Consider the following 23,484-nt stretch of genomic DNA (forward strand, 5'->3'; position numbering starts at 1 on the left):
GAAAGGGATTTTAATGAGTGTGACAGGATCCATGCTGGGCCTGCCCATATCTGATGAATACTTATCTTCAACAAGGTCATATATGAATGACCAGTCAATTGCTTTATCAATAAGCCTGAGCATGTGATCCTGAGGTACCAGATCATCCATGCTCACAAACTGCATCTGTTCACGCTTTCTTTCGGTATTAGAAGTCATCATAAAGGCTATCCCCATCCACAACTTTGATACTTTTATTATACCATAAAAAGTGCCTCAATCCCAGATAAATACAGGGCTTGTGACACTTTTTAAAAGAAAAATCCACAGCATTTGCCGTGGACTTTGTCTACAGTCTGAAAGCCACGCATAAAGCGTGGCTTTCTATTATCAATCTCAATTTGTTGCAGTTGCAACCGCTGCAACTCTTACGAAAGCGAGAGGTCCGTGCTGTGTAAGGTTTACGGTTACGTGGTTATCTGTAATGGATGTAACCATTACCTGAACCCAATTCTTGCCCTGAAGCTGGTATACTGCAATTGAGTCGTTTGCACTTACGCCGGTAATAGTGAAATTTACTACCGCTGTCTTAAACGAAACTCCGGGTGAGCTTGTTGTTACGCAGTGAAGAAGTGTTCCGCCGACACTGTTTGCATACTTGTTTGCAGAACTCAGAACACCTGCTGTGGGAGCTGAAAGTGTAAATGTAACATTGCTCTTTCCGCCGTTGATCTGAACATGTCCGCCCTGAGCAACGTATCCGCCGTCTCCGTCACCGACAGCGTTATTTCTGCTAAGCACCTGTTCTCTTGAAGGAGTCTCTCTTCTCTTGGGAGCGGCTGTCGCATTTTTATATTTTTCTTCGTATTTTTCCTTTGCTGTAACAGCTGCGCTAAGACTCTTATTTGTTGATTCAAGCTGCTTTGTCAGTTGTGCTTTCTTCTGTTCGAGTTCTTTATTATCATTTGCGAGAGTGGCAAGTTTCTTACTAAGTTCCTCTTGTACTGATTTAAGCTCACCAATCTTCTGATTTAGTTCGGCTTTGTCCTTTTCAGCCTTTTCCCTATCAGCCTGAGCCTGTTCTTCTTGTTTTTTGAGCTTGTCTTGTAACCCCTTTATAGTCGGGCTGGGATCCACGTCAGAATTTGCCTCCGTAACTGTATTCTCACCGGTAGTATCCTCCGCAGCAAAAACACATACGGAACTCGTCACCAAAAGTGTACCTGCAACTGTAAGAGCCAGAATCTTTTTCATAATTTTTTTGCCTCCGTTCTTTTATCTAAACAACATTATCCTTCTGTTACCATTCAGCCTGAATATTAATGTCGTCTTCATCTCCGTAATCAACATCTCTGTCAATTTTCCCGGCTACGTCCCCCATCAGACATCCGATAACCACCGTCTGCTTTCCCGGTTCATCGATGCTGTCCGTAGTAAGCGTAATAAGGAAATGTTCGGGTTTAAGCCCCGTCTCGCAGCCATCCCTGATAATCTTAGAATCATCTCCTTTTCTGTAGATCTCATTGATAAACTCCATACATCCGGAAGCATATGTGAAATCATACTGTGCAAGAAGCTTTGTATCATCACGGATATAAGCGGCAATTATATAATATATAAGGGAGTTATCCTCCATATATACATGTACATACTCGTGCTCATCAAAATATTCTTTATCCAAAAAATTGTTGAGCTGCGCAAATCCGGTTCCATCCTTAGGCGACGATCCGTAAATGACTTCATTAAAGTCACACATGTCATTAAGATTTGCAGCCTCGATATGGATAGCCCCGTTTTCATCAGGCTCTTTGTACTCGTTATGACTTTTGTAAAAAGAATCATCACCTTCAGAATCCTGAAGAATGGGACAATTTATATCCGTCCCCGGAATGTATAGCCATGCAAAAGCATCCTCATTTAAGCTCCTGATGTCTTCAAATCCGGTTTTCTGCTCCGTCGGAAGAGCACTTTTTTCATAAGCGGTGTTACGTCCGGCATCTGTATCCTTCCGTGAACATCCGATAAGAAAAACTACCATCAGCGGTAAAAAGAGTCCTTTTACGGCTATCATCTCTATTATTCTATATCGTCTTTTCGTATACATTTCATTAGCCTGCTTGATCAATTTTTTCATAAAAAACATCTATTATAGTCTCATAGAGGCTTGCATCATCAACTCTAAACTCCTCATACTTGCCATCTCTGGAAGTTTCACCGTCAATTGATATGATGTCATCTGCATTAAACGTATACGATACAAGATACGGAGCAAGATATGAGATCTCATCAGCGGATATATTCGTTACCATCTTACTTCCGATCGCCGTAAAAAGCTCCACTGCAGCATTATTATTTTCACTGCACTTAATTCTGGCAGCATTTATAAAAGCATTTATATACTGTTTCTGCCTTTCAAGCCTTGAGCTGTTTGAGCCCGATATGTGTATATCTCTGCTCTTTATGTAATGATATGCCGTCTTTCCCTCAAGATGAACTTCGGCGCCCTTTTTCAGTGTCTTATCAAACTTTGTGAGGTCCTCGAGAACAACAACATCAACTCCTCCGACCTGATCGTTTATCGTAGGAATCGCGCTCATATTTATAGCAGCATAGCCGTGAATCGGAAGCTGGTAAAAAAGACTGGACACCGCCTTCACCTGATATTCACAGGATTCTTCCATTCCGTCACCGAAACCGTGTTGCAGACAAATCTGCGCTTCTACCGTAGTCTGATATCTTCCGTATTCATCATAAACATCCACATCGGTCATTGTATTTCTGTTGATGCCTATAATGCTTATCTTCTGAGTGTGCGGGTTGAGAACAAGAAGAAACAGCGCATCTGCCTGTCCTCCTTCGCCTCCCTCAGATACCTTCGAGACAACTTCATCATCTTTGTCTATTCCCATTATTAAAAAAGTAATTATATCTTCATTGTAATCATATACATCACCGTTATATGTGATCCAGTCATCCTGCCATTCCGCGCTTGCATTCGAAACAACATTGGGATCTTGCTGTCCCATCATCGGCGCCGATGTGGCCGATTTGGAACCCAGATTTGCTTTTCCCATTACTCTCATTATCTCAAATCCGACAAGTCCACCCGCAACAAACGTCATGAACACTGCCCAGATAATGAGAAAAACTTTTCCTTTTCCCCTCATTTACTGCTCCTGATCATCTGTAGAGGCGCCCTCTGCACTCGCGCCTTCAACAGCTCCTTCTCCTTGTGTTCCGTCCGGGACCATATTGGGAAAAAGAGGATCCTCCATAGTCTCAGATGAATCTCCGTTAAAATCTATATCTCTGATGTCTGCGGGAAAAACACGTGACTGTTTGGCAACATTGCCGCTAAAGTCCGCTACCGCATAGTAAACAACCGCTGTCTCCGCGTCTCTGTTAAGAACAACCTTTTCGACAACGATCCTGCCTGTCATGTCTCCGTCCTTGGAATCGTAGGCGTTGACACCCTGTATCAGATCCTTGTCTGTTGTCTTGGAATCATAAACAAATCCAACCGCGGAAAATCTAAACTCAGGCGCTAGTTTGTCGCTTCTTCCGTAAGCGATAACGATAAGCGCCGCAAGAACCCCGCTTAATATTGTAAAAAATATTCCGAGAATATTTCCTCTCACTTGTCTCCTCCAAATCAGTCTTTCCTCGTAACTCCTGCGAGGTAATTAAGCTCATCAAGATCATCATCGTCAAGTCCGATATCGGGTTCCGGTGCCTTGGGTCTTGTCATTGAACTACTGTCACTGTCACCGCCGTTGCCATAATATTTGCCATAATACTTACCATAGTACTTGCCGTAATAATGTCCGTAGTGACCGTAATAACCTTTACCGTTAAGATCGACCTTATTAAGCACAACGCCAAGCATCTTGGCTCCCGCTTTATCAAGCTGATCCTTAACTCTCTGAGCAAATCTGTAGCTGATAGCATTGTTCTCAACGACCATGATCGTGCCGTCGCACTGCTTGGCAACAACGGCTGCGTCAATAACGCTTCCGAGTGGAGGCGTATCAATGATTACATAATCAAATACCTGCTTCATATTCTCAAGGACCTTACTGAAGATCCTTCCACCCAAAAGCTCACTGGGGTTGGGAGGAACAGGTCCGCTGAATATCACATAAAGATTGGGTGTGTCGGTCTCGCAGATGACGCTGGAGAGCCTCTCTCTTCCAACAAGACAATGTGTAAGTCCAAGCCTTACGGAGCCTGTCTTGTAACGTCCGACAAGAACTGACTTACGCATATCGGCGTCGACAAGTATCGTCTTTTTGCCAGCCTCGGCAAAAGCTCTCGCAAGAGCCATGGCAACCGTAGTCTTTCCTTCACCCGGAGTACAGCTCGTGACCGAGATAACCCGTACGTTCTGTCCGCTGAACTCAACGTTACTGCGAAGGGTCTTATATGCTTCTTTTACCTGATAATTGTTTTCCGCCTGACTGAAATGAAGCTTCGCGCTCTGCATAGAATCTCCGTTTCTGTTTACCCAACAAATTTACTTTTTCTTAGATTTCTTTTTTCCCTGCTCTTCAAGAGAAAGCGGGATAAGGCCTATCGTGCTGAGTCCCAAGTATCTCTCGACATCATCGGAACTCTTGATCGTATCGTCGAGAAGGTATCCGAGCACAACAAAGAACGCAACAATGACCGCGCCCAAAAATCCCGAGATAACAGTCCATCTTCCGACTCTGGGACTAGCTTTCTTGGTAGGAACGTTAGCAGTCTCCGCAACATTGATGGCATCGATATCCATAACGTTGGTGATGTGCTCACTCGCAACTTCTCTGATACAGTTCGCGATCTTCATCGCCATCAAAGGATCCTCGTCCCTTGCGGTGATCGAAACGATACGCGTATCCGAAGGTGTATCTACTTTGAGAACGTCCGCGAGATCTTCATAGGTTATGTCCACGAGATTGAGTCTCTGCGCAACCTCTTCAAGCACGTATCTGCTCTTAATGAGCTCTGCGTAGTCCTGTGTGAGCTGCGTTGAAATCTGAACGTCCGAATAAGTAACGGTCTGATTTTCCTCTTTATTCAATATGTAAATCTTGGTGGTCGATTCATATGTGGGGTGAAGAACAAACTTACTGACAAAAAGACCTGCCAGCGCAAAAAACAGTCCGGCGCTGATGATCAAAAAAGCTCTTCCCAATATGACAGACAAAAGCTCGCCAAGATTAATTTCAATTATGTCTTCTTTTCTGTCCATGCTCCTCCATGCTTGCCGCGCACCGGGCCTGCGCAGTGCCGCTCTAAGCTATATTATCCGGCCGCGGATGACGCTCATAGGGTTCTCATAAAAGATCCTGTCTGCATAATCCTTGCCGTATTTTCTCTGAATATATGATCTGCAATCGGCCATGTACGGTGCTCTTCTCTTGGTATCATGAGCATCCGTAGCGACAAAATGCACCAGCCTGTTCTTGAGAAGTTTTTTTACAAAAAGCTTTATTCCAAAGCCGTACTTACCCATGACGGATAAGGCGTTAACCTGAATATAACAGCCTTTGTTTATAAGCTCTTCCACATAAGCAGGGTGTGACACTATATCGCTGTATCTCTCAACATGCGCTATTATCGGAATAAAACCGGCGCCCTGGATCTGATAGACCGCATTGCTTATAGCTCTGTATGGATTGGTGGGATGAAACTCTACAAGAACATACTCTGAATCTGCGAGTGTACATATCATTCCTTCTTCGAGTTGTCTCTGTGTCTCATCGCTGTAATATATTTCATTTCCGGAATACAATCTGATGTCGATGCCGGCGCTCCTTACCGCTTCATTAAGCCTCTTGGTATAGATCTTGTTGCGCTCGACACTCACGTTGTGATGCAGTGGCTTATGGTGAGGCGTAAGAATAACGTCCGTGATGCCTTCCCTTGCTGCTATCTCCAGCATCTTTAAACTTGTATCCATATCCCGAGAGCCGTCGTCAACTCCCGGCATTATGTGACAGTGTATATCGACAGATGCTTGCATTTCATTCTCTCTTTGCTATTTTTAGGCAATAACTCACATTTATTATACACCTTAAAAATGAGCCGTTTCAATATAATGTGGTAATAAAAAAACATTCCCAACATCTTGGGTTTTGGGGTATAATGATTTTATGATTTAAAAAAGAAGCGGAGCAGTCCGCTTATCACACTCCCGGAGGTGGAAAGATGCCGGAAGATCCGATCATGTTATTCAGTTTTTTGAACATGAAGCTAAGAGACATGTATAGCAGCCTTGATGCGCTTGCCGACGATATGGACATAAGCGCACAGGAGCTTGAGAATATTATAAAAAAGTTGTCAGACGCAGGTTTTACGTATGACGAGAAAAGAAATCAGTTCGTTTGAGAATTCTTTTCACCTAAACACGAAGCACTTTAAACCAACATAAACCCAAAAACGGGAAATCCCAAGAGCATTTAAGCTTACCCTCTATAAGCTGCCCTTGGGATTTTTCGTTTTTCTTATATTTCGCGAGCTTTTTCTTTATGCTCTGCTGCTCTTTGCTACGAGTTCTCCGTTCTCCACGCCGAACTCTATCGTATCGTGCGGCTGAACCTTATCTTCAAGAATAAGTCTCGCCGACAATGTCTCTACGTACTTCTGAATGTATCTCTTAAGCGGTCTTGCGCCGTAGATCGGATCGTACGCGTTGTCTATAACGTAGTCCTTTGCTTCCTGTGAAAGCCTTATGGAAATCTCTCTGTCCGCAAGTCTCTTGTTAAGGTCATCTATGATAAGCTCGATGATTCCGCCGATGTTATCTTTTGTAAGAGGCTTGAACATGATGATCTCATCAAGTCTGTTGAGGAACTCGGGTCTAAAGTGTGCTCTAAGATCCTCCATTGTCTCTTTCTCGGCTTCCTCACTGATACTTCCGTCACTACTTATTCCGTCGAGCAGGTACTGCGCACCGATATTGGAAGTCATGATAAGGATCGTGTTCTTAAAATCTACGGTTCTTCCCTGAGAATCCGTGATACGTCCGTCGTCAAGCACCTGTAACAGGATGTTGAAGACATCGGGATGTGCCTTTTCAATCTCATCAAAAAGAACTACCGCATAAGGTTTTCTTCTTACGGCTTCCGTAAGCTGTCCGCCCTCCTCATAGCCCACGTATCCGGGAGGTGCTCCGATAAGACGGGACACACTGTACTTCTCCATGTACTCACTCATATCGATACGTACAATATTGTTCTCATCGTCAAAAAGAGACTGTGCAAGGCTCTTTGCAAGCTCTGTCTTTCCGACACCTGTGGGTCCGAGGAACAGGAATGAACCTATAGGTTTTCTCGGATCCTTGATTCCCGCTTTCGATCTCATGATCGCTTCGGATACTTTTGTAACCGCATCGTCCTGGCCAACTACTCTTTCGTGAAGCTCGTCCGCAAGGTGAAGTGTCTTGTTTCTCTCGCTCTCAGTAAGCTTATTTACGGGGATTCCGGTCCATCTGCTGATGATACCCGCGATCTCTTCATCTGAAACTCGCTCATGAACAAGAGTTGTGTCGGCTTCTTTCTTGTGAGCAGCTTCCTCGGCTTCCTCAAGCTCTTTTTTAAGAGCAGGGAGTTTGCCGTACTGAAGCTCTCCGGCCTTCTCATAATCACCGTTTCTCTGCGCGATGGCGATCTCCGAATTTATCGTATCGATCTGCTCACGCATTGCCGCAAGCTTATCAACCGCCTGCTTCTCGTTCTCCCACTGAGCTTTTCTGGTATCAAAGTCTTCCTTGAGATCGGCAAGCTCTTTTTGCAGGTTGGATAATCTCTCTTTACTGAGGCTGTCGTCCTCTTTCTTAAGAGCGGCCTCCTCGATCTGCATCTGCATGATCTTACGATTGAGCTCATCGAGCTCCGCCGGCATCGAATCCATCTCGGTCTTTATAAGCGCGCACGCCTCATCGACAAGGTCAATCGCTTTATCGGGAAGGAAACGATCGGAAATGTATCTGTTAGACAAAACTGCAGCACTTACAAGCGCACTGTCCATGATCTTAACGCCGTGGAATACTTCGTATCTTTCTTTTAAACCTCTAAGGATACTGATGGTATCTTCAACCGTAGGTTCATCAACCATTACAGGCTGGAAACGTCTCTCAAGCGCTGCGTCTTTTTCTATGTACTGTCTGTACTCGTTGAGCGTTGTTGCACCGATGCAGTGGAGCTCTCCTCTTGCGAGCATGGGCTTAAGCATGTTTCCCGCATCCATTGCGCCGTCTGTCTTTCCGGCACCGACTATCAGATGAAGCTCATCGATAAAAAGAATTATCTCTCCGTCCGAACCTTTTACGTCTTCAAGAACGGCTTTAAGTCTTTCCTCAAACTCGCCTCTGTACTTGGCTCCCGCTACGAGAGCGCCCATGTCGAGTGAAAATATCTTTTTATCCTTAAGAGCCGAAGGTACGTCACCGCTTGCGATTCTCTGTGCAAGCGCCTCAACAACCGCTGTCTTACCGACACCGGGCTCACCGATGAGCACAGGATTGTTCTTGCTCTTTCTTGAAAGGATCCTTATAACGTTTCTGATCTCGGTATCACGTCCGATAACAGGATCCAGCTTCTGGTTCTTGGCCTTCTCGACAAGCTCTGTTCCGTATTTGGAAAGCGTATCGTAAGTAGCCTCGGGGTTATCCGTCGTCACGTTCCTGTTACCTCTGACCTCGGAAAGCACCTGAAGGAATCTGTTCCTGTCGATACCGAACTGAGCAAAGATCTCTTTTACCTCTTTATTGGCATGCTTAATAAGCGCAAGGAAGAGGTGTTCCACGGAAACATACGCATCGCCGAGTGCCTTGGCCTCATCCTCCGCAGACAAAAGAGCTTTATTAAGCTGCGCTCCGATGTAAGGCTGGCCGCCCTGAACCTTGGTTCTCTTGCCGATTCCTTGCTCGATTCTTGTTAAAAAAGAACCTGTATCAACGCCCATTTTCTCTACAAGCTTAGAGATAAGGCTATCTTCTATTGTCATAAGAGCGTAGAGCAGATGCTCTTGTTCAATCTCCTGATTTCCGTATTCAACGGCGATCTTCTCGCATCCGCTCACAGCCTCTATGGACTTTTGTGTGAACTTCTGTATATTCATAATTTCCTCCTCAAAAGATGAATATGCGCTTGTTTCGCCTTTTTTACGCGCAGACGGAACTTAATTCTATTTGTTCTACTACAACTATAACACGATTATTTTAAATGTCAACACATAAAAAAGCAGACCGAATTGCCTTTATACAGCAATCGGTCCGCCAAAGCATCTTCAATATTCAATTCCGCGCCTTGCATCAATTCCCTTATCGTACGGATGACGTATCTTTTCCATGTAGGTAATGTAGTCCGCTTTCTCGGAAAGCATCTCATCGGCGTTTCTTCCGGTCATTACTATTTCCATGTCATCCGGCTTGTTGTCGATAATATCTTCAAGCTTCTTTTTATCTATAACACCGTAGTTAAACGGATATGTAATCTCATCCATAATGAGCACGTCGCACTCGCCGTTCTGAATTAGCTCTGCGATCTTATCAAGTATCTCGTTATGAACCACGCGGAACATCTCGCACTGCGCCTCGTCGTCTCGTTTGAGCCAGCCAAGCTCCTTCTCGCTTCTAACTATCGTAATTCCCGGAATCAGCTCAAGGCTGTTAAGCTCGGAAGTTTTCCTGCCTTTCATAAACTGTGAAAAGACAACCTTCTTTCCCGCGCCTGCTGCCCTAACGGCAAGTCCGATCGCCGCCGTGGTCTTTCCTTTTCCTTCTCCGGTGTAGAGATGGATAAGACCTTTTCCGCTCTTGTCATCATCCTTGGAAGCCGCTATTTTCTTAGCCGGCTCTTTTCTCATGGGACAGCTGACCGCGCTGCAATTCTCGCAGTCTGAATGCTTCCTGCTTCTCTTTTTATGAAGCTTTGCGGAAAAGACAACGCTCTTTTTCGGAACAAGCACGAAAGATTCGTTGCACTTTACAATCTTCTGTCCAAGCTTTTTCATTACTGCGGCAAGCTCTTCAAGCGGCATCTTATCGCTGCCCGCAAAGACATAGCTTCCCACGTAAAGTCCGGTCTTTTCGAATATCTTTTTATCAACCTCTTCGTAAGCAATCGAGAGCATCTCCGTTCCGAGACAGTCGACGATAAACGCCTTTTGGATCTCACCTTTTTGCAAAAGAGAATCCTGAAAGCTATCGAAGGCATCTCCGAGCGTAACGACAACATAGACGGTCTCGCCCTCGATCACATGGTGAAAGCTCGCATGCACTCTCGGATGAAGCTGCCTATATAGCATCACAATATCTTTTTTCTCACTTGTCTTAAAATGGTAACGCTTGATAAAGCCTGAAATCCCGCTCTCATCAAGCTCAACCGCCAGAGGTTCAAAGGTCATGACCGTTCAATCTCCATTACATCTTTTTACAGGTTCAAAATAAAATTACAACTATTTTCGCCTTTTTACAACTACTTACCGGTTTTTACAGATTTGGATTTATTAACTTTTTATAACTAATATTTCGCACGTCTTTCACCGATATATAATAGAGGTATCCACTGATTCAATTATGAGGGTTATGTATGGTAATACAGCACAACATGGCATCGATGTTTGCACATCGCCAGCTGGGAATTACAACAAATACAAAAGCAAAATCCGCCGAGAAGCTATCGTCGGGTTATCGTATAAACCGTGCTGCGGATGATGCGGCAGGGCTTGCTATCAGTGAGAAAATGAGAAGGCAGATTCGCGGACTGGGGCAGAACATGCTGAACATCCAGGACGGAATCAGCTTTATTCAGGTTGCGGACGGATATCTCAACGAAGTTCACGACATGCTTCAGAGAATCAATGAGCTCTCTGTAAAAGGTGCCAACGGCACTCTTACCGACAAGGACAGAGAATTTGTCAATGAAGAAGTTCAGCAGATAAAGGACGAGATTGAAAGAGTCTTCGGTTCCGCTACTTTTAATGAAATGAAGATCTTTAAGGTGCCCTATGCACCTTCTGTTACTCCCAATACAGAACCGTATGATATCCAGGTCTTTTACAGTGCGCCGGGCACTATCGGAGGTCTGGACTTTAATAATGTCAGATACAATCTTGATGAGCTAGCCGCAAAAGGTCTTGAGCTGGACGGAAACGGCAACTCGACCAAAGATCAGACTGTGGAATTCGATCTTTGGGACGGTGAAAAGGTTCATATAAGCCTTAAAGAGGGAGAATCTCTTGATAAAGTCGTAAGAAAATATGAGTGGAAAGCCGATGAGACAGGTATAAAAGTCAACAATGTAGACGTTGCCACATGGGCGGATCTCGGAATAAGCGGAAACGGAACAGACGCAGGCACCTACTCTTTTGACTATCACGGAACCACAGTAAGCTTTGATGTAGAAGAAGGCGACGATCTTTCTTCAATAATTGAAGGCATCAACGGTAACAGCATCACCGAGCCTTCATACTGGAACATATCGGCTTCTTCTGCAACATCAAAAAGGATCTTTACACTTCCGAATGGTGTTAATAGCGTTACTGTTACCAACGCCAACAAGAATGTTGCGGATGACAAATATGAGATACTTGCCACTACCGAAGGTCTTTCTGTCAAAAGGACCGATAGAAATGATTCGACCGAAACATCAACGACAGGAGTAACCTCATGGGGCAGCTTTAAAAACATTTCAAGTAATCCTGTTCCGAGGACTCCTGCAGAGAGTACAGATTATCCGATTTCCAACTGGGGTCTTGAAAATGATTCCAACAACTCAAGCAGCATAACTTTTGATTCCGATGCAAAATACAACTATAACAAGACACTCGATAACGTGAGTATCAACTATAACTTTAAGCTTGCCGATGTTTCGAGTAGAGATGAAGTTATAAGCGCCATAAACGAGACCAATCTTGGCGGAAGTGTAACTCCGGGAAATTCATCTCTTACAAACGAAAACAATTTGGGATTCAGCATCAGTAACAATAATAAAAACATCTCGGCAAACAACTACAACGCTTTTGTTCTGCAAAGAGCATACGGTCGTAACTTCGATCAAACAGGTTCAAGTATTACCGGTGAGATCAGTTGGGCCAGCACCAAGACTAATGAAACAGAGCATGAACTGCGTACGGGAACTCCAAAATCCATAAGCAGTAACACAACTTATTCGGATCCGACAAGCTATTATTACCAAACAGATGACGGAAAAGTTTATCTTAGATCAAATGAAATGACTGTAACCAGAACCGACAATATGCAAAGGGTTGATACTTATACCTGGCGTGAAGATTATAATGTTGCTTTCAGCGGTTCTCTCGGAGACAGCACAATGGATGGAGAAACTCGTAATATCAGTTCTAACTATACTCAGACCAAAACATATAACTACACTGTAAAAAGCTATACATTTTCTTATTCGAGCGACCGCTTGATCACAGGTGCCGAGCTTGACGAACTTAGGCAACGAGTTGACGAGGGTAACGCCATAATTGAAAACGGTGCTCACCAGATCCCAGCAGAAGAATCAACCACTCCAACCCTTGCAAGTGACACCACTTCTCATACAAGCGGTACATTGAGCTTAAGCTCAAGCTATGTTGACAACAGCAAGTCCAATCTCAGTGCTTTTGATTACAGATATGATGTTTCTTACAACGATATAATAAATAAAGCCGGTGCGGCTAAAGGCGACAGCGTAAACCTTAACCTTACATTTAACCAAAACGCCACAAGAAGTTTTAATCCTTCGCTCAGAGGAAATAGTGTCAATGAATACGACTTCATGAACATTGTGATCGTTCCTCCGAGAAAAGAAATGATCATACAGGCAACCCCCGATGGTGTATTGGGAGAGCAGATTCCTATAAATTGGAGTGCACTCAGTCTTTCCATTATCGGAATGACCGGCGCAAACACTCTTACACAGGAAGCATCTCAGGGATCGATCGATCTCACCAAGGCGGCGCTTGATAAAATATCACTTGAAAGATCCGGCTTTGGTGCGGCACAGAACAGACTCGAGCATGCGTACAATTACACCGCAAATGCTCAGGAAAATACTCAGCACTCGGAATCTATAATCCGTGATACGGATATGAACGCCGAGATAACAAGACTTCGCAATCATGAAATCCTTCAGCAGGCCGGTGAAGCAATGCTTGCTCAGGCCAACCAGTCCAAGCAGGGCGTTTTATCATTATTACAATAAAAAGGAAGTTCAATGTATGGATCGCATTGAACTTCTTTTTTATTTCCTTTTTTAAATCTTTCCTTTTATAGCACTTTTTCTTAGATATTACTTACCGCTTTCCTTGTATGCCTTAGATATGTAATTAACATTGCTGACCTTATCGTTTTCGTTTATTACGAAGCCAAGCTCAAAACCATCATATTCATATGTGAGGATCGGTTTGCCACTATCTTCTTTTGGCTCACCGTATGAAGCAATGACATCGTCCTTACTGTCTCCAACACTAATTCCCTTTGCTGTTTCCGGGCCCTGAATATTGAAGTCAATCTGTGCGGCAGACTCTTTTCCATTGTCCGTATATGTAACAAAAAGGATGCCTTCGTCCACCGTATCTGTGTGGGTACCGTAATCATAATAATTCATATCACCGGCACCTGAATTCTTTTGCTCAGGTTCTCCAAGTGCAGCAAGGATTGTAGCTACATCATCAAGAATTGATACCTTCTTGCCGTTATATGCAAAAGCATCATCGGTCATAGAAGATAAATCCACGGATGTCTCTGTAGCTGCTCCCTCCGTAACTTCAGAGTCTGCGGAATCCGCCGCATCGGTCTTGTCTGCATTGCCGGTATTATCTGCATCACTTTCCGAAGCATCGATAACGGCTTCAACAGAAAGCTCTGTCGCAGAAGTATCCGATGTTCCGGAACCACACCCCCATAGCCCGCACATCATTACAGATGCCGTCATGATCGCCAATACATTTTTTGTTTTCATTGTGCCTCTCTCCTTTCGTTAGCTGATATATACATCAAGATATAAAGAGCTTTTGCTCTATATCAGATGTTCTCATTTCTGATCGTTTCAATCGTATTTTGCTTCTTTATTTTGCCGATTGAATAATTCATGATCAACGAGATAAGGAAGAATACCGCCAATACAGCTATTATTATGGGGATGATAGGTAAGCTGTATCCATGTGCCGTACCGGAGGTATTTGAACCATACATGGCACGATACATTGCAAAAGATAATGCTGCTCCTAATATTGTTCCGAAAAACAACGATTTAACACCCATAAAGACGGTTTCCAAACGGATCATTCTGTTAAATTCTTTTGTAGTCATACCAACGGACCTAAGCATGGCAAATTCAGGTTTCCTCAGTTCCATGTTGGTCGTTATGGTGTTAAAGATATTAGTAACACCAATCAAAGAAATAACTATAATGAATCCATATAAGAAAATACCAACAAGGGTAACCAAATCTCTGCTCTGTCTTACACTCTCTTCAATATTTCTCAAAAAATAATGTGTTTCGGTACTTAATAATTCTTCTATATCATCCTGTAATTTATCAGCATCAGTGGAGTGATAGTAAATAACCATTATTTCAGCCGGTTGCTGTGGCAACAGTTTGTCAAACAATTCATCACTGATGATCACACATGGAGTATCTATATCTCTGACTCCAAAAGGTTTTTTATCTGTTACATACCCGATCTGCAGTGTTTCATCAAAAGTTTCGCTCTGTACCTTGTCTCCGACCTGTCCGTCTCCTATTGAAATTCCTTTTTCTTTGATATCTTCATAATTTAAACCAAGTTCTTTTATATATTTATTGTATTGCTCTTCTCCCACAGCGTAGATATTGTCATAGTATCCCAGTGCTCTAAACACCGTGTACTCATCGATAGTCTCAAGTTTTGTAGTTGAAATATACTTATTGTATCTATCCATGTCACCAAAAGAAGAACATGACATATACACGTTGTATTCCGATACTTTCAACTCATCTTCAACTGATGAAAGTATCATACCCATAAAGCTTGATAGCGCTATAAATATGCACACCGATACAACAATTGAAATAACAGTAGTCCTGTATTTCTTTTTATTTCTCTTTAAGTTCTTATAAGATATTTCTCCGCCGATACCAAAAAGTTTTTTTATTATCTTGGGAGATCTTATCTTTTTGGCATTTATCTTGATGCCTGCGCTGTTTCTTATGGAATCGATGGGAGATACCTTGGAGGCTCTCACAGCCGATCTTAATGCCGAGAAGTAACATGATTCCTATGATAGTGACTATAGTTCGCTTCCTGTTCAGCTTCAGATTCTTGGCAGTAATCTTGTTAAGTAAGTCCATGTTCATACCTCCTCAACAATTTTTCCATCTTCGATCTTGATGATCCTGTCCGCAACCTTTGCGATCTCCATATTGTGTGTGATCATAATAATCGTTTGATCCAATTCTTTATTGGATTTCTTCAAAAGAGCTACGATCTCATCGCTTGACTTGGAATCCAAGTTTCCTGTAGGCTCGTCCGCAAGAACAATTGTAGGTTCGGTGATCAGCGCTCTGCCTATACTTGTTCTCTGCTGCTGGCCTCCGGATAATTCGTTTGGAAGATGTTTTTTTCTTTTTTCCAAACCAAGCAGATTCAACATATTGTCCAATGCTTTCTTATCCACTTCACGGTCATCCAATGACAATGGAAGGGATATATTTTCTTCTACGTTTAATATTGGGATCAGATTATAGAACTGATAGATAAGACCGATCTGCTGTCTTCTGAACACAGCCAGTTCATCATTTTCCATCTACAAAGACTTTACCTGATGTAGGTCTGTCAACTCCTCCAAGCAGATGAAGCAGTGTTGATTTACCGGAGCCTGACGCTCCGACTATTGCAACAAATTCCCCTTTTCCAACAGAGAATGATGCGTTATCCAATGCAACAACTTCGGTTGTATCTTTACCATAGACCTTGGTCAGGTTTTCAACCTTTAAAATATCCATAAAGCCTTTACCTCTTTCCTTTTATTAGCGTGTATTAGTTGTACTAGTACAGTTGTACCACATGAATTTACGCCTGTCAACCCGCGTTTTTGCCTCAAAGGCTTTAATAGTGTAGAATAAACGAGAACCGATAATTAAATTGTAATGGAGAAAAAAATGGTAATTAAGAATGTAAACCTTGAAACGGTTTGTGGAATAACCAGTACTCTTCCCGATAACATACATCCCGAATTTGCTTTTGCGGGAAAAAGTAATGTCGGCAAGAGCTCACTTATAAACGGTCTTATGAATCGTAAGAACTACGCAAGAACCTCACAGGAACCGGGCAAAACTCAGACAATCAACTATTACAACATCAATGATGAGTTTTATCTTGTGGATCTTCCGGGATACGGCTTTGCAAGAGTTCCGGAGAAAGTTAAACAGCAGTGGGGAAAAATGATCGAGAATTACCTCCACACATCAAGGCAGCTTGTAAGAGTCTTTCTGCTTATAGATATAAGACATGAGCCTTCCGCCAATGATGTTCAGATGTATAAATGGGTTGTTCATCAGGGCTTCCAGCCCGTCATCATAGCGACCAAGGCTGATAAGATCAAGAATTCACAGAGAGAAAAGCATCTCAACATGCTAAGAAACGGTCTGGGACTTCCCGAAGATGTAAGAATCTTCCCTTACTCAGCCCTAAGTAAAGAAGGCAGACAGGAAATCTATGATTTCATGGATGAGCTTCTTGCTGAAGTTAACGGAGCAGGCGAAGAAAACTAAACAAATATAATAAGCATAAAAAAGCCGCGGAAACTTTAGGTGTTTAAACACCTAAACCTCCGCGGTTTTCTTTATCTCTTTTTATCTATCAGACAAATATCAATATTCTTTTTCTACAAACACAGCGTCATACACTCCACCGTCCATCACTACAACTCTTATATAATTGGCATCCTTAAGTTCAGGAGCAAAGTCTTTATCTCTTTCCGCTATAACTCCCTTGGGATAAATCTCATAATAGCACTGTGATATTTCATCAACGTAATATAACTGGACATGGTATGAACCATCGGCATTTTTAGTTATCTTTTCCGGAATCCCATAAGGAATTAGGTTGTTATCAGGTGTTGTGTACTGAGACATTCCGCCTTCTATCATTCCTGCAGCGTCAAGCTCAAGATCACCGACTATTTCACCGCCGCCATAGTTACTGTTTGTATTATCTGTAGCTCTGTATACTCCTGCATAATCCCAGAAATCACCGTTAAGTACAAAATCATCACCGGGCAGTCTGTCAAATTCTCCGCCGCCGTATGGAAGCTCTATTCTTAAATGATCTCCGGTAAGAGTATAACCATAAGTATCGCCTTTGAAGGTAGTCATTGTCTTATCGTTAAATTTAAATCCGCCAACTTCACCATCAAAATATGCTCCGGTTCCGTCTTTATGGAAAGCATAATAATATGTGTATTGAATTTCTTTTCCTTTATAAAGTTCCGTAATGGTTCTTGCATATACTCCGCAAGGTGTTGAAGCATTGCTCTGTACACCGGCTTCCGCAGAAGTGTTCGCTGTGTTCTGCATGGCACCGTTATCATTTACATTTTCTTCACTGTAATCATCTGATTTCGCTGCATCGGCTTCAATTAGATCCGCAGCCGCTTCTGAAGTTGATTTAGATTCCGAAGCCTCTGATGTTACGGAAGCTTCTGTTGCCGAAGCCTCTGATGTTACAAAATTTTCATCTGTATCCGATATTTCTTTACTGCATCCGCATAGAACAAGTGTTAATGCGACCGCCCCTACTATAAGTCTTTTCATATTTATCTCTTCCTTTCGTTGCATTTCAATTGTTATCTTAGCATGGAAAAGATTGTAACATATGTTTTATTATTTGTAAAGTTTTGTAACAAATATTTTTACAAATAAAATGGCTGCCTCTCATAAGAAAGGCAGCCTAATATATATCTAATGAAGTTCCGCTCTCGCAGGGTGATTACTTTTATTTAGCCTGTTTAAGTCTCTTGGAATCGTTATGTACGATCAGCGGCTGGCTGTCGCCATCGACACACGCCTCGGTGATAACGCACTCTGTGATCGTATCATCTGAAGGAATCTGATACATAACATCCATCATAGATTTTTCCATAATGGATCTGAGTCCTCTCGCTCCTGTCTCTCTTTCGTAGGCCATCTTGGCAATCTTGTGAACCGCCTCATCCTCGAATGAAAGCTTAACATTATCAAAATCAAAGAGCTTCTGATACTGCTTAACAAGAGCATTCTTGGGCTCTGTCAGAATTCTTACAAGAGCTTCCTCTGAAAGTCCCTCGAGAGTTACAGTGATAGGCACACGTCCTACGAACTCAGGGATAAGTCCAAACTTAACAAGATCCTGAGGAGTAACCTCTTTGAGAACTTCTCCGATCTCTCTTTCAGACTTATCTGCTATCTCTGCGTTAAATCCGATGGAATTGCGGTCAAGTCTTGCCTCAACAATCTTCTCAAGTCCGTCAAACGCACCGCCGCAGATAAACAGAATGTTGCTTGTATCGATCTGAATAAGTTCCTGATGAGGATGCTTTCTTCCGCCCTGAGGGGGAACGCTGGCAATAGTTCCTTCCACGATCTTAAGAAGTGCCTGCTGAACGCCTTCACCGGAAACATCTCTTGTTATGGATACATTCTCGCTCTTCTTGGTAATCTTATCGATCTCGTCGATATAAACGATACCGTACTGAGCTCTCTCAATATCATAATCCGCGTTCTGAATGAGCTTAAGAAGAATATTCTCAACGTCCTCACCTACGTAGCCTGCCTCTGTAAGAGTTGTGGCATCCGCAATAGCGAAAGGCACATTGATAATCTTGGCAAGTGTCTGCGCAAGATAGGTCTTACCTGAACCTGTAGGTCCAACCATGATGATGTTACTCTTCTGAAGTTCAACCTCGTTCTTATCTTCGGACTTAGGTGCCATAACACGCTTATAGTGATTATAAACGGAAACGGCGAGAACCTTCTTGGCCTCTTCCTGTCCGATTACATAATCATCAAGGAAGTTCCTGATCTCTGCGGGCTTAAGCAGGTTAATCTGCTGATTGCCTGTCTGGACAGGCTCATCCTCGAACTCTTCATCGATAATATCTGAGCAGATCTCTACACATTCGTCGCAGATATACACCCCCGCGGGACCTGCTATCAATTTTCTTACCTGATCCTGTGTCTTGTTACAAAAAGAGCACCTGATCTCTGCCGGGTTCTTTGCCATTATTTTTTATCCTCTTTCTTGGGACGATTCTCAACAATTGAATCGATAAGGCCATAATCAAGAGCTTCCTGTGCTGACATCCAGTTATCTCTCTCTGTATCAGCGCATACCTGCTCATAAGGCTTACCTGTGTTCTCAGCGAGCATTCTGTTAAGTTTTTCCTTAGTCTTAAGGATATGCTTAGCAGCGATCTCAATCTCTGTTGCCTGTCCCTGTGTTCCGCCAAGGGGCTGGTGAATCATGATCTCAGCATTGGGAAGAGCCATACGCTTGCCCTTTGCTCCGCCTGCAAGAAGGAATGCTCCCATGCTTGCTGCCATACCGATGCAGATAGTACTTACATCGCATTTGATATAGTGCATTGTATCGTAGATTGCCATTCCGGATGTGATCTCTCCTCCGGGGCTGTTGATGTACATATGTATATCCTTATTGGGATCCTCAGCCTCAAGGAACAAAAGCTGAGCCACAACTATGCTGGCACTCTGTGCATTGACCTCCTCGCCTAAAAAAACGATTCTTTCTTTTAAAAGTCTGGAGTAAATATCATAAGATCTCTCTCCGCGGCTTGTCTGTTCAATGACGTAAGGTATTAAACTCATAATTTCTCCTTCTCTAGCCTTGATAATAATAATCCAATATCCATTATATCAGTTAATAATAAAAAAAACATCCCGCAAACTATTTGTTTACGGGATGTTTATAATTACAAGTCAAAAGAAACCTCATTTTTACTTGATCAAGTTTCAAATATATATTCTTTCATGCTGTCATCGATGCTGAGTATACCTTCAACAGTGACATCCTCAGTCTCTCTTAGAACAACCTCCGGAAGCTTTCCGATAACCCTGCCTCTTTCGGAAGGTCTCTCGTCAAGCGCCATTTCTTTTCTATTGCTCTGATCTGTAAAAAGGATCCTGATATCCTTGATCTCAACGTTAGTAACCGGAGAAAAATTCTCTCCTGCTATTATAATAGGTGCTTCGCTCTTCATGACCATGTGATCTATATAGACATCGTGTACTTTACCCGGGAGTCTGTCAACATTCGCACGCTTTGCCACGGAAATAAAAATAGGTTCACCTTCGCCCCACCAGGTACAGACGCCGTCGATCCTCTCTGCGCAGCTTGCAAAGTTTCTTGTATTTCCGCTGATATGATGTGCGATGATATTATATATCTCTCCTCCGTCACGAGACCATATTCCTATACCTCTTATACAGTCCCTGATGACGCAATCGGATACGATCACATCATGTATGTCGCCGTATGTTTCCGTTCCCACTTTGATCGCAGTGCAATTTGTTTTAAGAATACAGCCGGAAACGACGACATTTTCGCTCTCACCGTATTTTTTGTACATAGGAGCCGTAGACTTTATTACAATGCAATCATCACCGCTAACTATGTTGCAACCTCTGATTATCACATTCTTACAGCAGTCCGGATCTATTCCGTCGGTATTTGGGCCGCGCTTATTATTCATAATCCTGATATTCTCTATCCTGACCCCGTTACAGCCCGCCATATGAAGTGTCCAGAAAGCCGAATCTTTGAACGTAACATCCATTATCGTAAGATTTTCTATATCTTCAAGGAAGCTCATCCTGGGCCTGAAGCCTTTGACATTGAGAGGGCATTCCTTCAATGCCCCTTCGGGCTCATCATCAAAAAAGACTTCTCTACCCTGACCGTCAATGATTCCCGTTCCGGAGATTGTAATATTTCTCTCATGGCACGCATAAAGAAAGCATCCGCCTTCCCAACCCGTATCATCGTTGTCATCGTCAAAATCCTTGGAAAAATCTATCATATCCGCTTCATTAAGACTTGATATCAGCGTGGCACCGCTTTCAAGATGAAGCTCAACATTCGATCTGAGCCTTAACGTGCCTGAAAGGTACTTCCCGGGCGGAAATATAACCCTCCCCCCATTTTCGCTGCATCTGTCTATCGCAGCCTGAATAGCGTCTGTGCACTTCGTGACGCCATCAGGAATAGCATAATAATCCAAAACATTAAAATCCATTATATCTTACCAATACCTTTCCGCTAAGGTCAGTTTCTACTCTACAGCCTCTTTCACAGGAAAAAACTTCTTTTCCGTCTATATAGGCTATGCTCTTATCACTGCAATTCTCAAGTCTGAAAGAGCGGTCAAACCAATGATATTCATAATATGTTTCCGGTCCTTTGGCTGCGCCCCAGATAAGTCTGTCTCTACACAATTCAACACCGTACATTCTACCTATATACTCAAGCACCGAAAGCATCGCAGGGCCGTATGCATCCTGCTCTCCGGTTACACCTGTCAGTGAAGGTTCCATGGTAAAAGGGTCATACTGTTGAACAAACACGCAGTTTTCTCCGATAGCTTCAAAAAGCTTATTTCCAAGCCTTGGTATGAGATCATATAATCCGTAGTTTTCGAGCGCCCTTATTGCTCTTTGATATGTAAGTGCCTGTGACTGTCCGCTCCAGCTGTTGACCTTTTCATTTCTAAAAAGAGGATCACTGGCGGCAACAGAAGGAAGGGGCATATTAGTCCAAAATTCTTTTTCATTTAGAAGATGTTCGTTGACAAAGCGTTTCGCATCAGACTCCGATATGCAATTCCAATACATGAGTCTTAACGTGTTATGCAAAAGCGTGGGCATAAAACCATGATCTTTATCTCTGTCAAAAAAAGCACCTCTCTCATCGTTCCACAGATAGTCTCTTAGACTTTTTTTTATCTTTTCGGCGTCCTTTAAATGCTTCTGTGCAATTTCTTTTTCACCGAGTATTTCCGCTATATCCGCCATGGTTTTTCTTGAACTGTAAGAATAACCCATAAAATCCATTGACGCGATAGGAACCACTCTGTATCCGGTAGGCGCCGTCTCTCCCTCCCAGTAATTGGGAGCATCTGCGTATCTTTTGCCATTATCCTCACCGGTATCATAAACGCACCAGCTTTCAAGACATCCGTCATTATCGGAATCTCTGTACTTCCATAAGTATCCGTCAAACCTCAGCAGCGTCTCATATAATTGTTCCAGGTATTCCTTATCTTTACCCGCCAGATAATATACATCCAGTGCAGGCTCCGCAAAACAGAATCCCTGAAACTTATCAAATTGCGGTATTATCTTACCGTTTATATTCTCTATGCTTCCGGGAAGCCTTCCGTCCAAGCTTTGATAGTCCATAAAGATTCTTTGGTTATTGATGGCAGCCTCAAGATCTCTTTTGGCATACATAGCTCCTCCCATAGGTTGAGTTTCAAGCCATACCTTCTCGTAACCGCCTCCTTCTATCAAAACCTTTACATCTCCAAATTTTTTTAGATTAAGTTTGCTTTTTTCATCCGCGGAATCACATAGTTTTTTTAGTAATCTGTCATTAGTGTCGAACTTAACATATGTTTTTCCCATAGATGTCATCCCTTCAATCCACTGGTTCCGATTCCTTCAACAAGATACTTGTTAAAGAACAGGAATATCAAAAATACAGGCATAAGTGAAAGAGTTGACATGGCAAACATCGCACCAAAATCCGTCACGGACGCAGAATCCGCAAACAGCTTGATCGCGATGGATGCTGTGTAAGACTGCGGTCTTGATAAATAAAGCAGCGGTCCCATATAGTCATCCCACTTCCAGTAAAACTGTATAATAACTGTTGTAACGATCGCAGGTTTTAAAAGCGGCAGAATTATTCTTGCATAGATGCTGTATTTGCTGCATCCGTCAATCTTGGCTGCCTCGTCAAGTTCTCTGGGAATTCCCTGCATAAACTGCATCATCTGATATATGAAAAATGCCTGTCCGCAAAAATACGGAAGTATGAGCGGAACATAGCCGGGTACCAGATGTAATCTGTAGTAGATCAAATACTGAGGGATCATGATAACCTGCGCAGGGAGCATCATAGTTGCAAGCATACAGGTAAACCACAGATTTCTTCCTCTGAATTTGATCCTTGAAAGAGCATAAGCTACAAGTGAAGACGAAATAACCGTTCCAAAGGTAGCAACCGATGTAACAACAAAAGAATTTAAAAAGAATGTCGCGAAAGTGGTTCCTCCAAAGCCCTTCCATCCGTTTGGATAATTTGAAAGAACAAGCTCTTTTGGAATCAGACTAAGAGTTCCCCTCAGTATCTCCGCGTTGTTTTTAAACGAACCGCTTATCATCCACAAAACGGGATATATCATTATAAAACCGAAAAGCAATACCAAAGCATGATACAGTACTTTTCTGATAGTTTTCCTTTCTCTCATGATGT

20 protein-coding genes and 2 pseudogenes are annotated in these 23,484 nt (G+C 42.9%); 3 read left to right on the forward strand and 19 right to left on the reverse strand.

The window, feature by feature from the left end; genetic code table 11:
• The 8 genes and pseudogenes from BM377_RS03610 to BM377_RS03645 all read right to left on the reverse strand — a co-directional run.
• Window positions 1-201 (reverse strand): annotated as a pseudogene (locus BM377_RS03610) (IS5/IS1182 family transposase); the annotation flags it as partial.
• Between the two features lie 174 nt (window positions 202-375).
• Window positions 376-1,233: a coiled-coil domain-containing protein gene (locus tag BM377_RS03615; RefSeq protein WP_092243876.1), complete on the reverse strand. Its 858-nt coding sequence runs from the start codon at window positions 1,231-1,233 to the stop codon at window positions 376-378.
• A 46-nt stretch (window positions 1,234-1,279) separates the two neighbouring features.
• A complete protein-coding gene (locus BM377_RS03620) occupies window positions 1,280-2,113 on the reverse strand; it encodes a class B sortase (RefSeq protein ID WP_177223785.1) in 834 nt (277 codons plus the stop codon).
• Window positions 2,088-3,146: an LCP family protein gene (locus tag BM377_RS03625; RefSeq protein WP_092243882.1), complete on the reverse strand. Its 1,059-nt coding sequence runs from the start codon at window positions 3,144-3,146 to the stop codon at window positions 2,088-2,090. The genes BM377_RS03620 and BM377_RS03625 overlap by 26 nt, the downstream gene beginning before the upstream one ends.
• A complete protein-coding gene (locus BM377_RS03630) occupies window positions 3,147-3,617 on the reverse strand; it encodes a hypothetical protein (RefSeq protein WP_092243885.1) in 471 nt (156 codons plus the stop codon).
• A 14-nt stretch (window positions 3,618-3,631) separates the two neighbouring features.
• The gene (locus BM377_RS03635; RefSeq protein ID WP_092243887.1) at window positions 3,632-4,462 is read right to left on the reverse strand and encodes a polysaccharide biosynthesis tyrosine autokinase; all 831 of its coding nucleotides are present in this window, start codon (window positions 4,460-4,462) and stop codon (window positions 3,632-3,634) included.
• A 30-nt stretch (window positions 4,463-4,492) separates the two neighbouring features.
• Window positions 4,493-5,209, reverse strand: a complete 717-nt coding sequence (locus BM377_RS03640; protein WP_092243890.1) for a YveK family protein — start codon at window positions 5,207-5,209, stop codon at window positions 4,493-4,495.
• A 48-nt stretch (window positions 5,210-5,257) separates the two neighbouring features.
• Entirely contained in the window at window positions 5,258-5,983 is a 726-nt protein-coding gene (locus BM377_RS03645) for a CpsB/CapC family capsule biosynthesis tyrosine phosphatase (RefSeq protein ID WP_092243893.1), read from the reverse strand.
• A gap of 185 nt (window positions 5,984-6,168) precedes the next feature.
• Here BM377_RS03645 and BM377_RS03650 point away from each other — a divergent pair, with 185 nt between their 5' ends.
• Window positions 6,169-6,348: a DUF4250 domain-containing protein gene (locus tag BM377_RS03650; RefSeq protein ID WP_092243896.1), complete on the forward strand. Its 180-nt coding sequence runs from the start codon at window positions 6,169-6,171 to the stop codon at window positions 6,346-6,348.
• Between the two features lie 138 nt (window positions 6,349-6,486).
• Here BM377_RS03650 and clpB read toward each other — a convergent pair whose 3' ends face one another.
• Together clpB and BM377_RS16490 are read right to left on the reverse strand one after the other, a co-directional pair.
• Complete coding sequence (gene clpB / locus BM377_RS03655) at window positions 6,487-9,081, reverse strand: ATP-dependent chaperone ClpB (RefSeq protein WP_092243899.1); 2,595 nt, start codon at window positions 9,079-9,081, stop codon at window positions 6,487-6,489.
• A gap of 168 nt (window positions 9,082-9,249) precedes the next feature.
• Window positions 9,250-10,368 (reverse strand): cob(I)yrinic acid a,c-diamide adenosyltransferase, encoded by a 1,119-nt coding sequence (locus BM377_RS16490; protein ID WP_242948083.1) that lies wholly within the window; start codon window positions 10,366-10,368, stop codon window positions 9,250-9,252.
• Between the two features lie 185 nt (window positions 10,369-10,553).
• Here BM377_RS16490 and BM377_RS03665 point away from each other — a divergent pair, with 185 nt between their 5' ends.
• On the forward strand, window positions 10,554-13,175 hold the full coding sequence (locus tag BM377_RS03665; protein WP_092243902.1) for a flagellin: 2,622 nt from the start codon (window positions 10,554-10,556) through the stop codon (window positions 13,173-13,175).
• Between the two features lie 87 nt (window positions 13,176-13,262).
• Here BM377_RS03665 and BM377_RS03670 read toward each other — a convergent pair whose 3' ends face one another.
• The 3 genes and pseudogenes from BM377_RS03670 to BM377_RS03680 form a co-directional block, all read right to left on the reverse strand.
• Window positions 13,263-13,934 carry a hypothetical protein gene (locus BM377_RS03670; RefSeq protein WP_092243906.1) on the reverse strand — a complete coding sequence of 224 codons (672 nt, stop codon included), beginning with the start codon at window positions 13,932-13,934 and terminating at the stop codon, window positions 13,263-13,265.
• Window positions 13,935-13,996: 62 nt separating this feature from the next.
• Window positions 13,997-15,199, reverse strand: coding sequence for an ABC transporter permease (locus BM377_RS03675; protein ID WP_092243910.1), 1,203 nt, complete (start codon window positions 15,197-15,199; stop codon window positions 13,997-13,999).
• Between the two features lie 108 nt (window positions 15,200-15,307).
• Window positions 15,308-15,959: pseudogene (locus tag BM377_RS03680) on the reverse strand (ABC transporter ATP-binding protein).
• Between the two features lie 156 nt (window positions 15,960-16,115).
• On the opposite strand from BM377_RS03680, the gene yihA reads away from it, so the two are divergent.
• Complete coding sequence (yihA, locus tag BM377_RS03685; protein WP_092243913.1) at window positions 16,116-16,727, forward strand: ribosome biogenesis GTP-binding protein YihA/YsxC; 612 nt, start codon at window positions 16,116-16,118, stop codon at window positions 16,725-16,727.
• Between the two features lie 99 nt (window positions 16,728-16,826).
• Here the strand turns inward: yihA and BM377_RS03690 are convergent, their stop codons facing one another.
• The 6 genes from BM377_RS03690 to BM377_RS03715 form a co-directional block, all read right to left on the reverse strand.
• Window positions 16,827-17,768 carry a hypothetical protein gene (locus BM377_RS03690; RefSeq protein ID WP_092243916.1) on the reverse strand — a complete coding sequence of 314 codons (942 nt, stop codon included), beginning with the start codon at window positions 17,766-17,768 and terminating at the stop codon, window positions 16,827-16,829.
• A 181-nt stretch (window positions 17,769-17,949) separates the two neighbouring features.
• On the reverse strand, window positions 17,950-19,215 hold the full coding sequence (gene clpX, locus BM377_RS03695) for an ATP-dependent Clp protease ATP-binding subunit ClpX (protein ID WP_092243919.1): 1,266 nt from the start codon (window positions 19,213-19,215) through the stop codon (window positions 17,950-17,952).
• Window positions 19,215-19,817 carry an ATP-dependent Clp endopeptidase proteolytic subunit ClpP gene (gene clpP / locus BM377_RS03700; protein ID WP_092243922.1) on the reverse strand — a complete coding sequence of 201 codons (603 nt, stop codon included), beginning with the start codon at window positions 19,815-19,817 and terminating at the stop codon, window positions 19,215-19,217. The genes clpX and clpP overlap by 1 nt, the downstream gene beginning before the upstream one ends.
• A 137-nt stretch (window positions 19,818-19,954) precedes the next feature.
• Window positions 19,955-21,244: a glycoside hydrolase family 28 protein gene (locus BM377_RS03705; RefSeq protein ID WP_092243925.1), complete on the reverse strand. Its 1,290-nt coding sequence runs from the start codon at window positions 21,242-21,244 to the stop codon at window positions 19,955-19,957.
• On the reverse strand, window positions 21,234-22,631 hold the full coding sequence (locus BM377_RS03710; protein WP_092243928.1) for an MGH1-like glycoside hydrolase domain-containing protein: 1,398 nt from the start codon (window positions 22,629-22,631) through the stop codon (window positions 21,234-21,236). Before BM377_RS03710 ends, BM377_RS03705 begins: the two co-directional genes overlap by 11 nt.
• A gap of 5 nt (window positions 22,632-22,636) precedes the next feature.
• On the reverse strand, window positions 22,637-23,479 hold the full coding sequence (locus BM377_RS03715; protein ID WP_092243931.1) for a carbohydrate ABC transporter permease: 843 nt from the start codon (window positions 23,477-23,479) through the stop codon (window positions 22,637-22,639).
• Window positions 23,480-23,484: the final 5 nt, after the last annotated feature.

The sequence above is a fragment of the Butyrivibrio sp. INlla21 genome (assembly GCF_900116875.1).
In the GTDB taxonomy this organism is placed as follows: Bacteria; Bacillota; Clostridia; order Lachnospirales; family Lachnospiraceae; genus Butyrivibrio.

What these genes read in the sequence shown, in the direction of transcription:
- BM377_RS03640 (WP_092243890.1), bottom strand. Translation starts at nt 5,209, where the DNA reads ATGGACAGAAAAGAAGACATAATTGAAATTAATCTTGGCGAGCTTTTG.
- BM377_RS03645 (WP_092243893.1), bottom strand. Translation starts at nt 5,983, where the DNA reads ATGCAAGCATCTGTCGATATACACTGTCACATAATGCCGGGAGTTGAC.
- yihA (WP_092243913.1), top strand. Translation starts at nt 16,116, where the DNA reads ATGGTAATTAAGAATGTAAACCTTGAAACGGTTTGTGGAATAACCAGT.
- BM377_RS16490 (WP_242948083.1), bottom strand. Translation starts at nt 10,368, where the DNA reads ATGACCTTTGAACCTCTGGCGGTTGAGCTTGATGAGAGCGGGATTTCA.
- BM377_RS03665 (WP_092243902.1), top strand. Translation starts at nt 10,554, where the DNA reads ATGGTAATACAGCACAACATGGCATCGATGTTTGCACATCGCCAGCTG.
- clpP (WP_092243922.1), bottom strand. Translation starts at nt 19,817, where the DNA reads ATGAGTTTAATACCTTACGTCATTGAACAGACAAGCCGCGGAGAGAGA.
- BM377_RS03710 (WP_092243928.1), bottom strand. Translation starts at nt 22,631, where the DNA reads ATGGGAAAAACATATGTTAAGTTCGACACTAATGACAGATTACTAAAA.
- BM377_RS03705 (WP_092243925.1), bottom strand. Translation starts at nt 21,244, where the DNA reads ATGGATTTTAATGTTTTGGATTATTATGCTATTCCTGATGGCGTCACG.
- BM377_RS03690 (WP_092243916.1), bottom strand. Translation starts at nt 17,768, where the DNA reads ATGAAAAGACTTATAGTAGGGGCGGTCGCATTAACACTTGTTCTATGC.
- BM377_RS03650 (WP_092243896.1), top strand. Translation starts at nt 6,169, where the DNA reads ATGCCGGAAGATCCGATCATGTTATTCAGTTTTTTGAACATGAAGCTA.
- BM377_RS03715 (WP_092243931.1), bottom strand. Translation starts at nt 23,479, where the DNA reads ATGAGAGAAAGGAAAACTATCAGAAAAGTACTGTATCATGCTTTGGTA.
- BM377_RS03635 (WP_092243887.1), bottom strand. Translation starts at nt 4,462, where the DNA reads ATGCAGAGCGCGAAGCTTCATTTCAGTCAGGCGGAAAACAATTATCAG.
- BM377_RS03625 (WP_092243882.1), bottom strand. Translation starts at nt 3,146, where the DNA reads ATGAGGGGAAAAGGAAAAGTTTTTCTCATTATCTGGGCAGTGTTCATG.
- clpB (WP_092243899.1), bottom strand. Translation starts at nt 9,081, where the DNA reads ATGAATATACAGAAGTTCACACAAAAGTCCATAGAGGCTGTGAGCGGA.
- BM377_RS03615 (WP_092243876.1), bottom strand. Translation starts at nt 1,233, where the DNA reads ATGAAAAAGATTCTGGCTCTTACAGTTGCAGGTACACTTTTGGTGACG.
- BM377_RS03670 (WP_092243906.1), bottom strand. Translation starts at nt 13,934, where the DNA reads ATGAAAACAAAAAATGTATTGGCGATCATGACGGCATCTGTAATGATG.
- clpX (WP_092243919.1), bottom strand. Translation starts at nt 19,215, where the DNA reads ATGGCAAAGAACCCGGCAGAGATCAGGTGCTCTTTTTGTAACAAGACA.
- BM377_RS03620 (WP_177223785.1), bottom strand. Translation starts at nt 2,113, where the DNA reads ATGAAAAAATTGATCAAGCAGGCTAATGAAATGTATACGAAAAGACGA.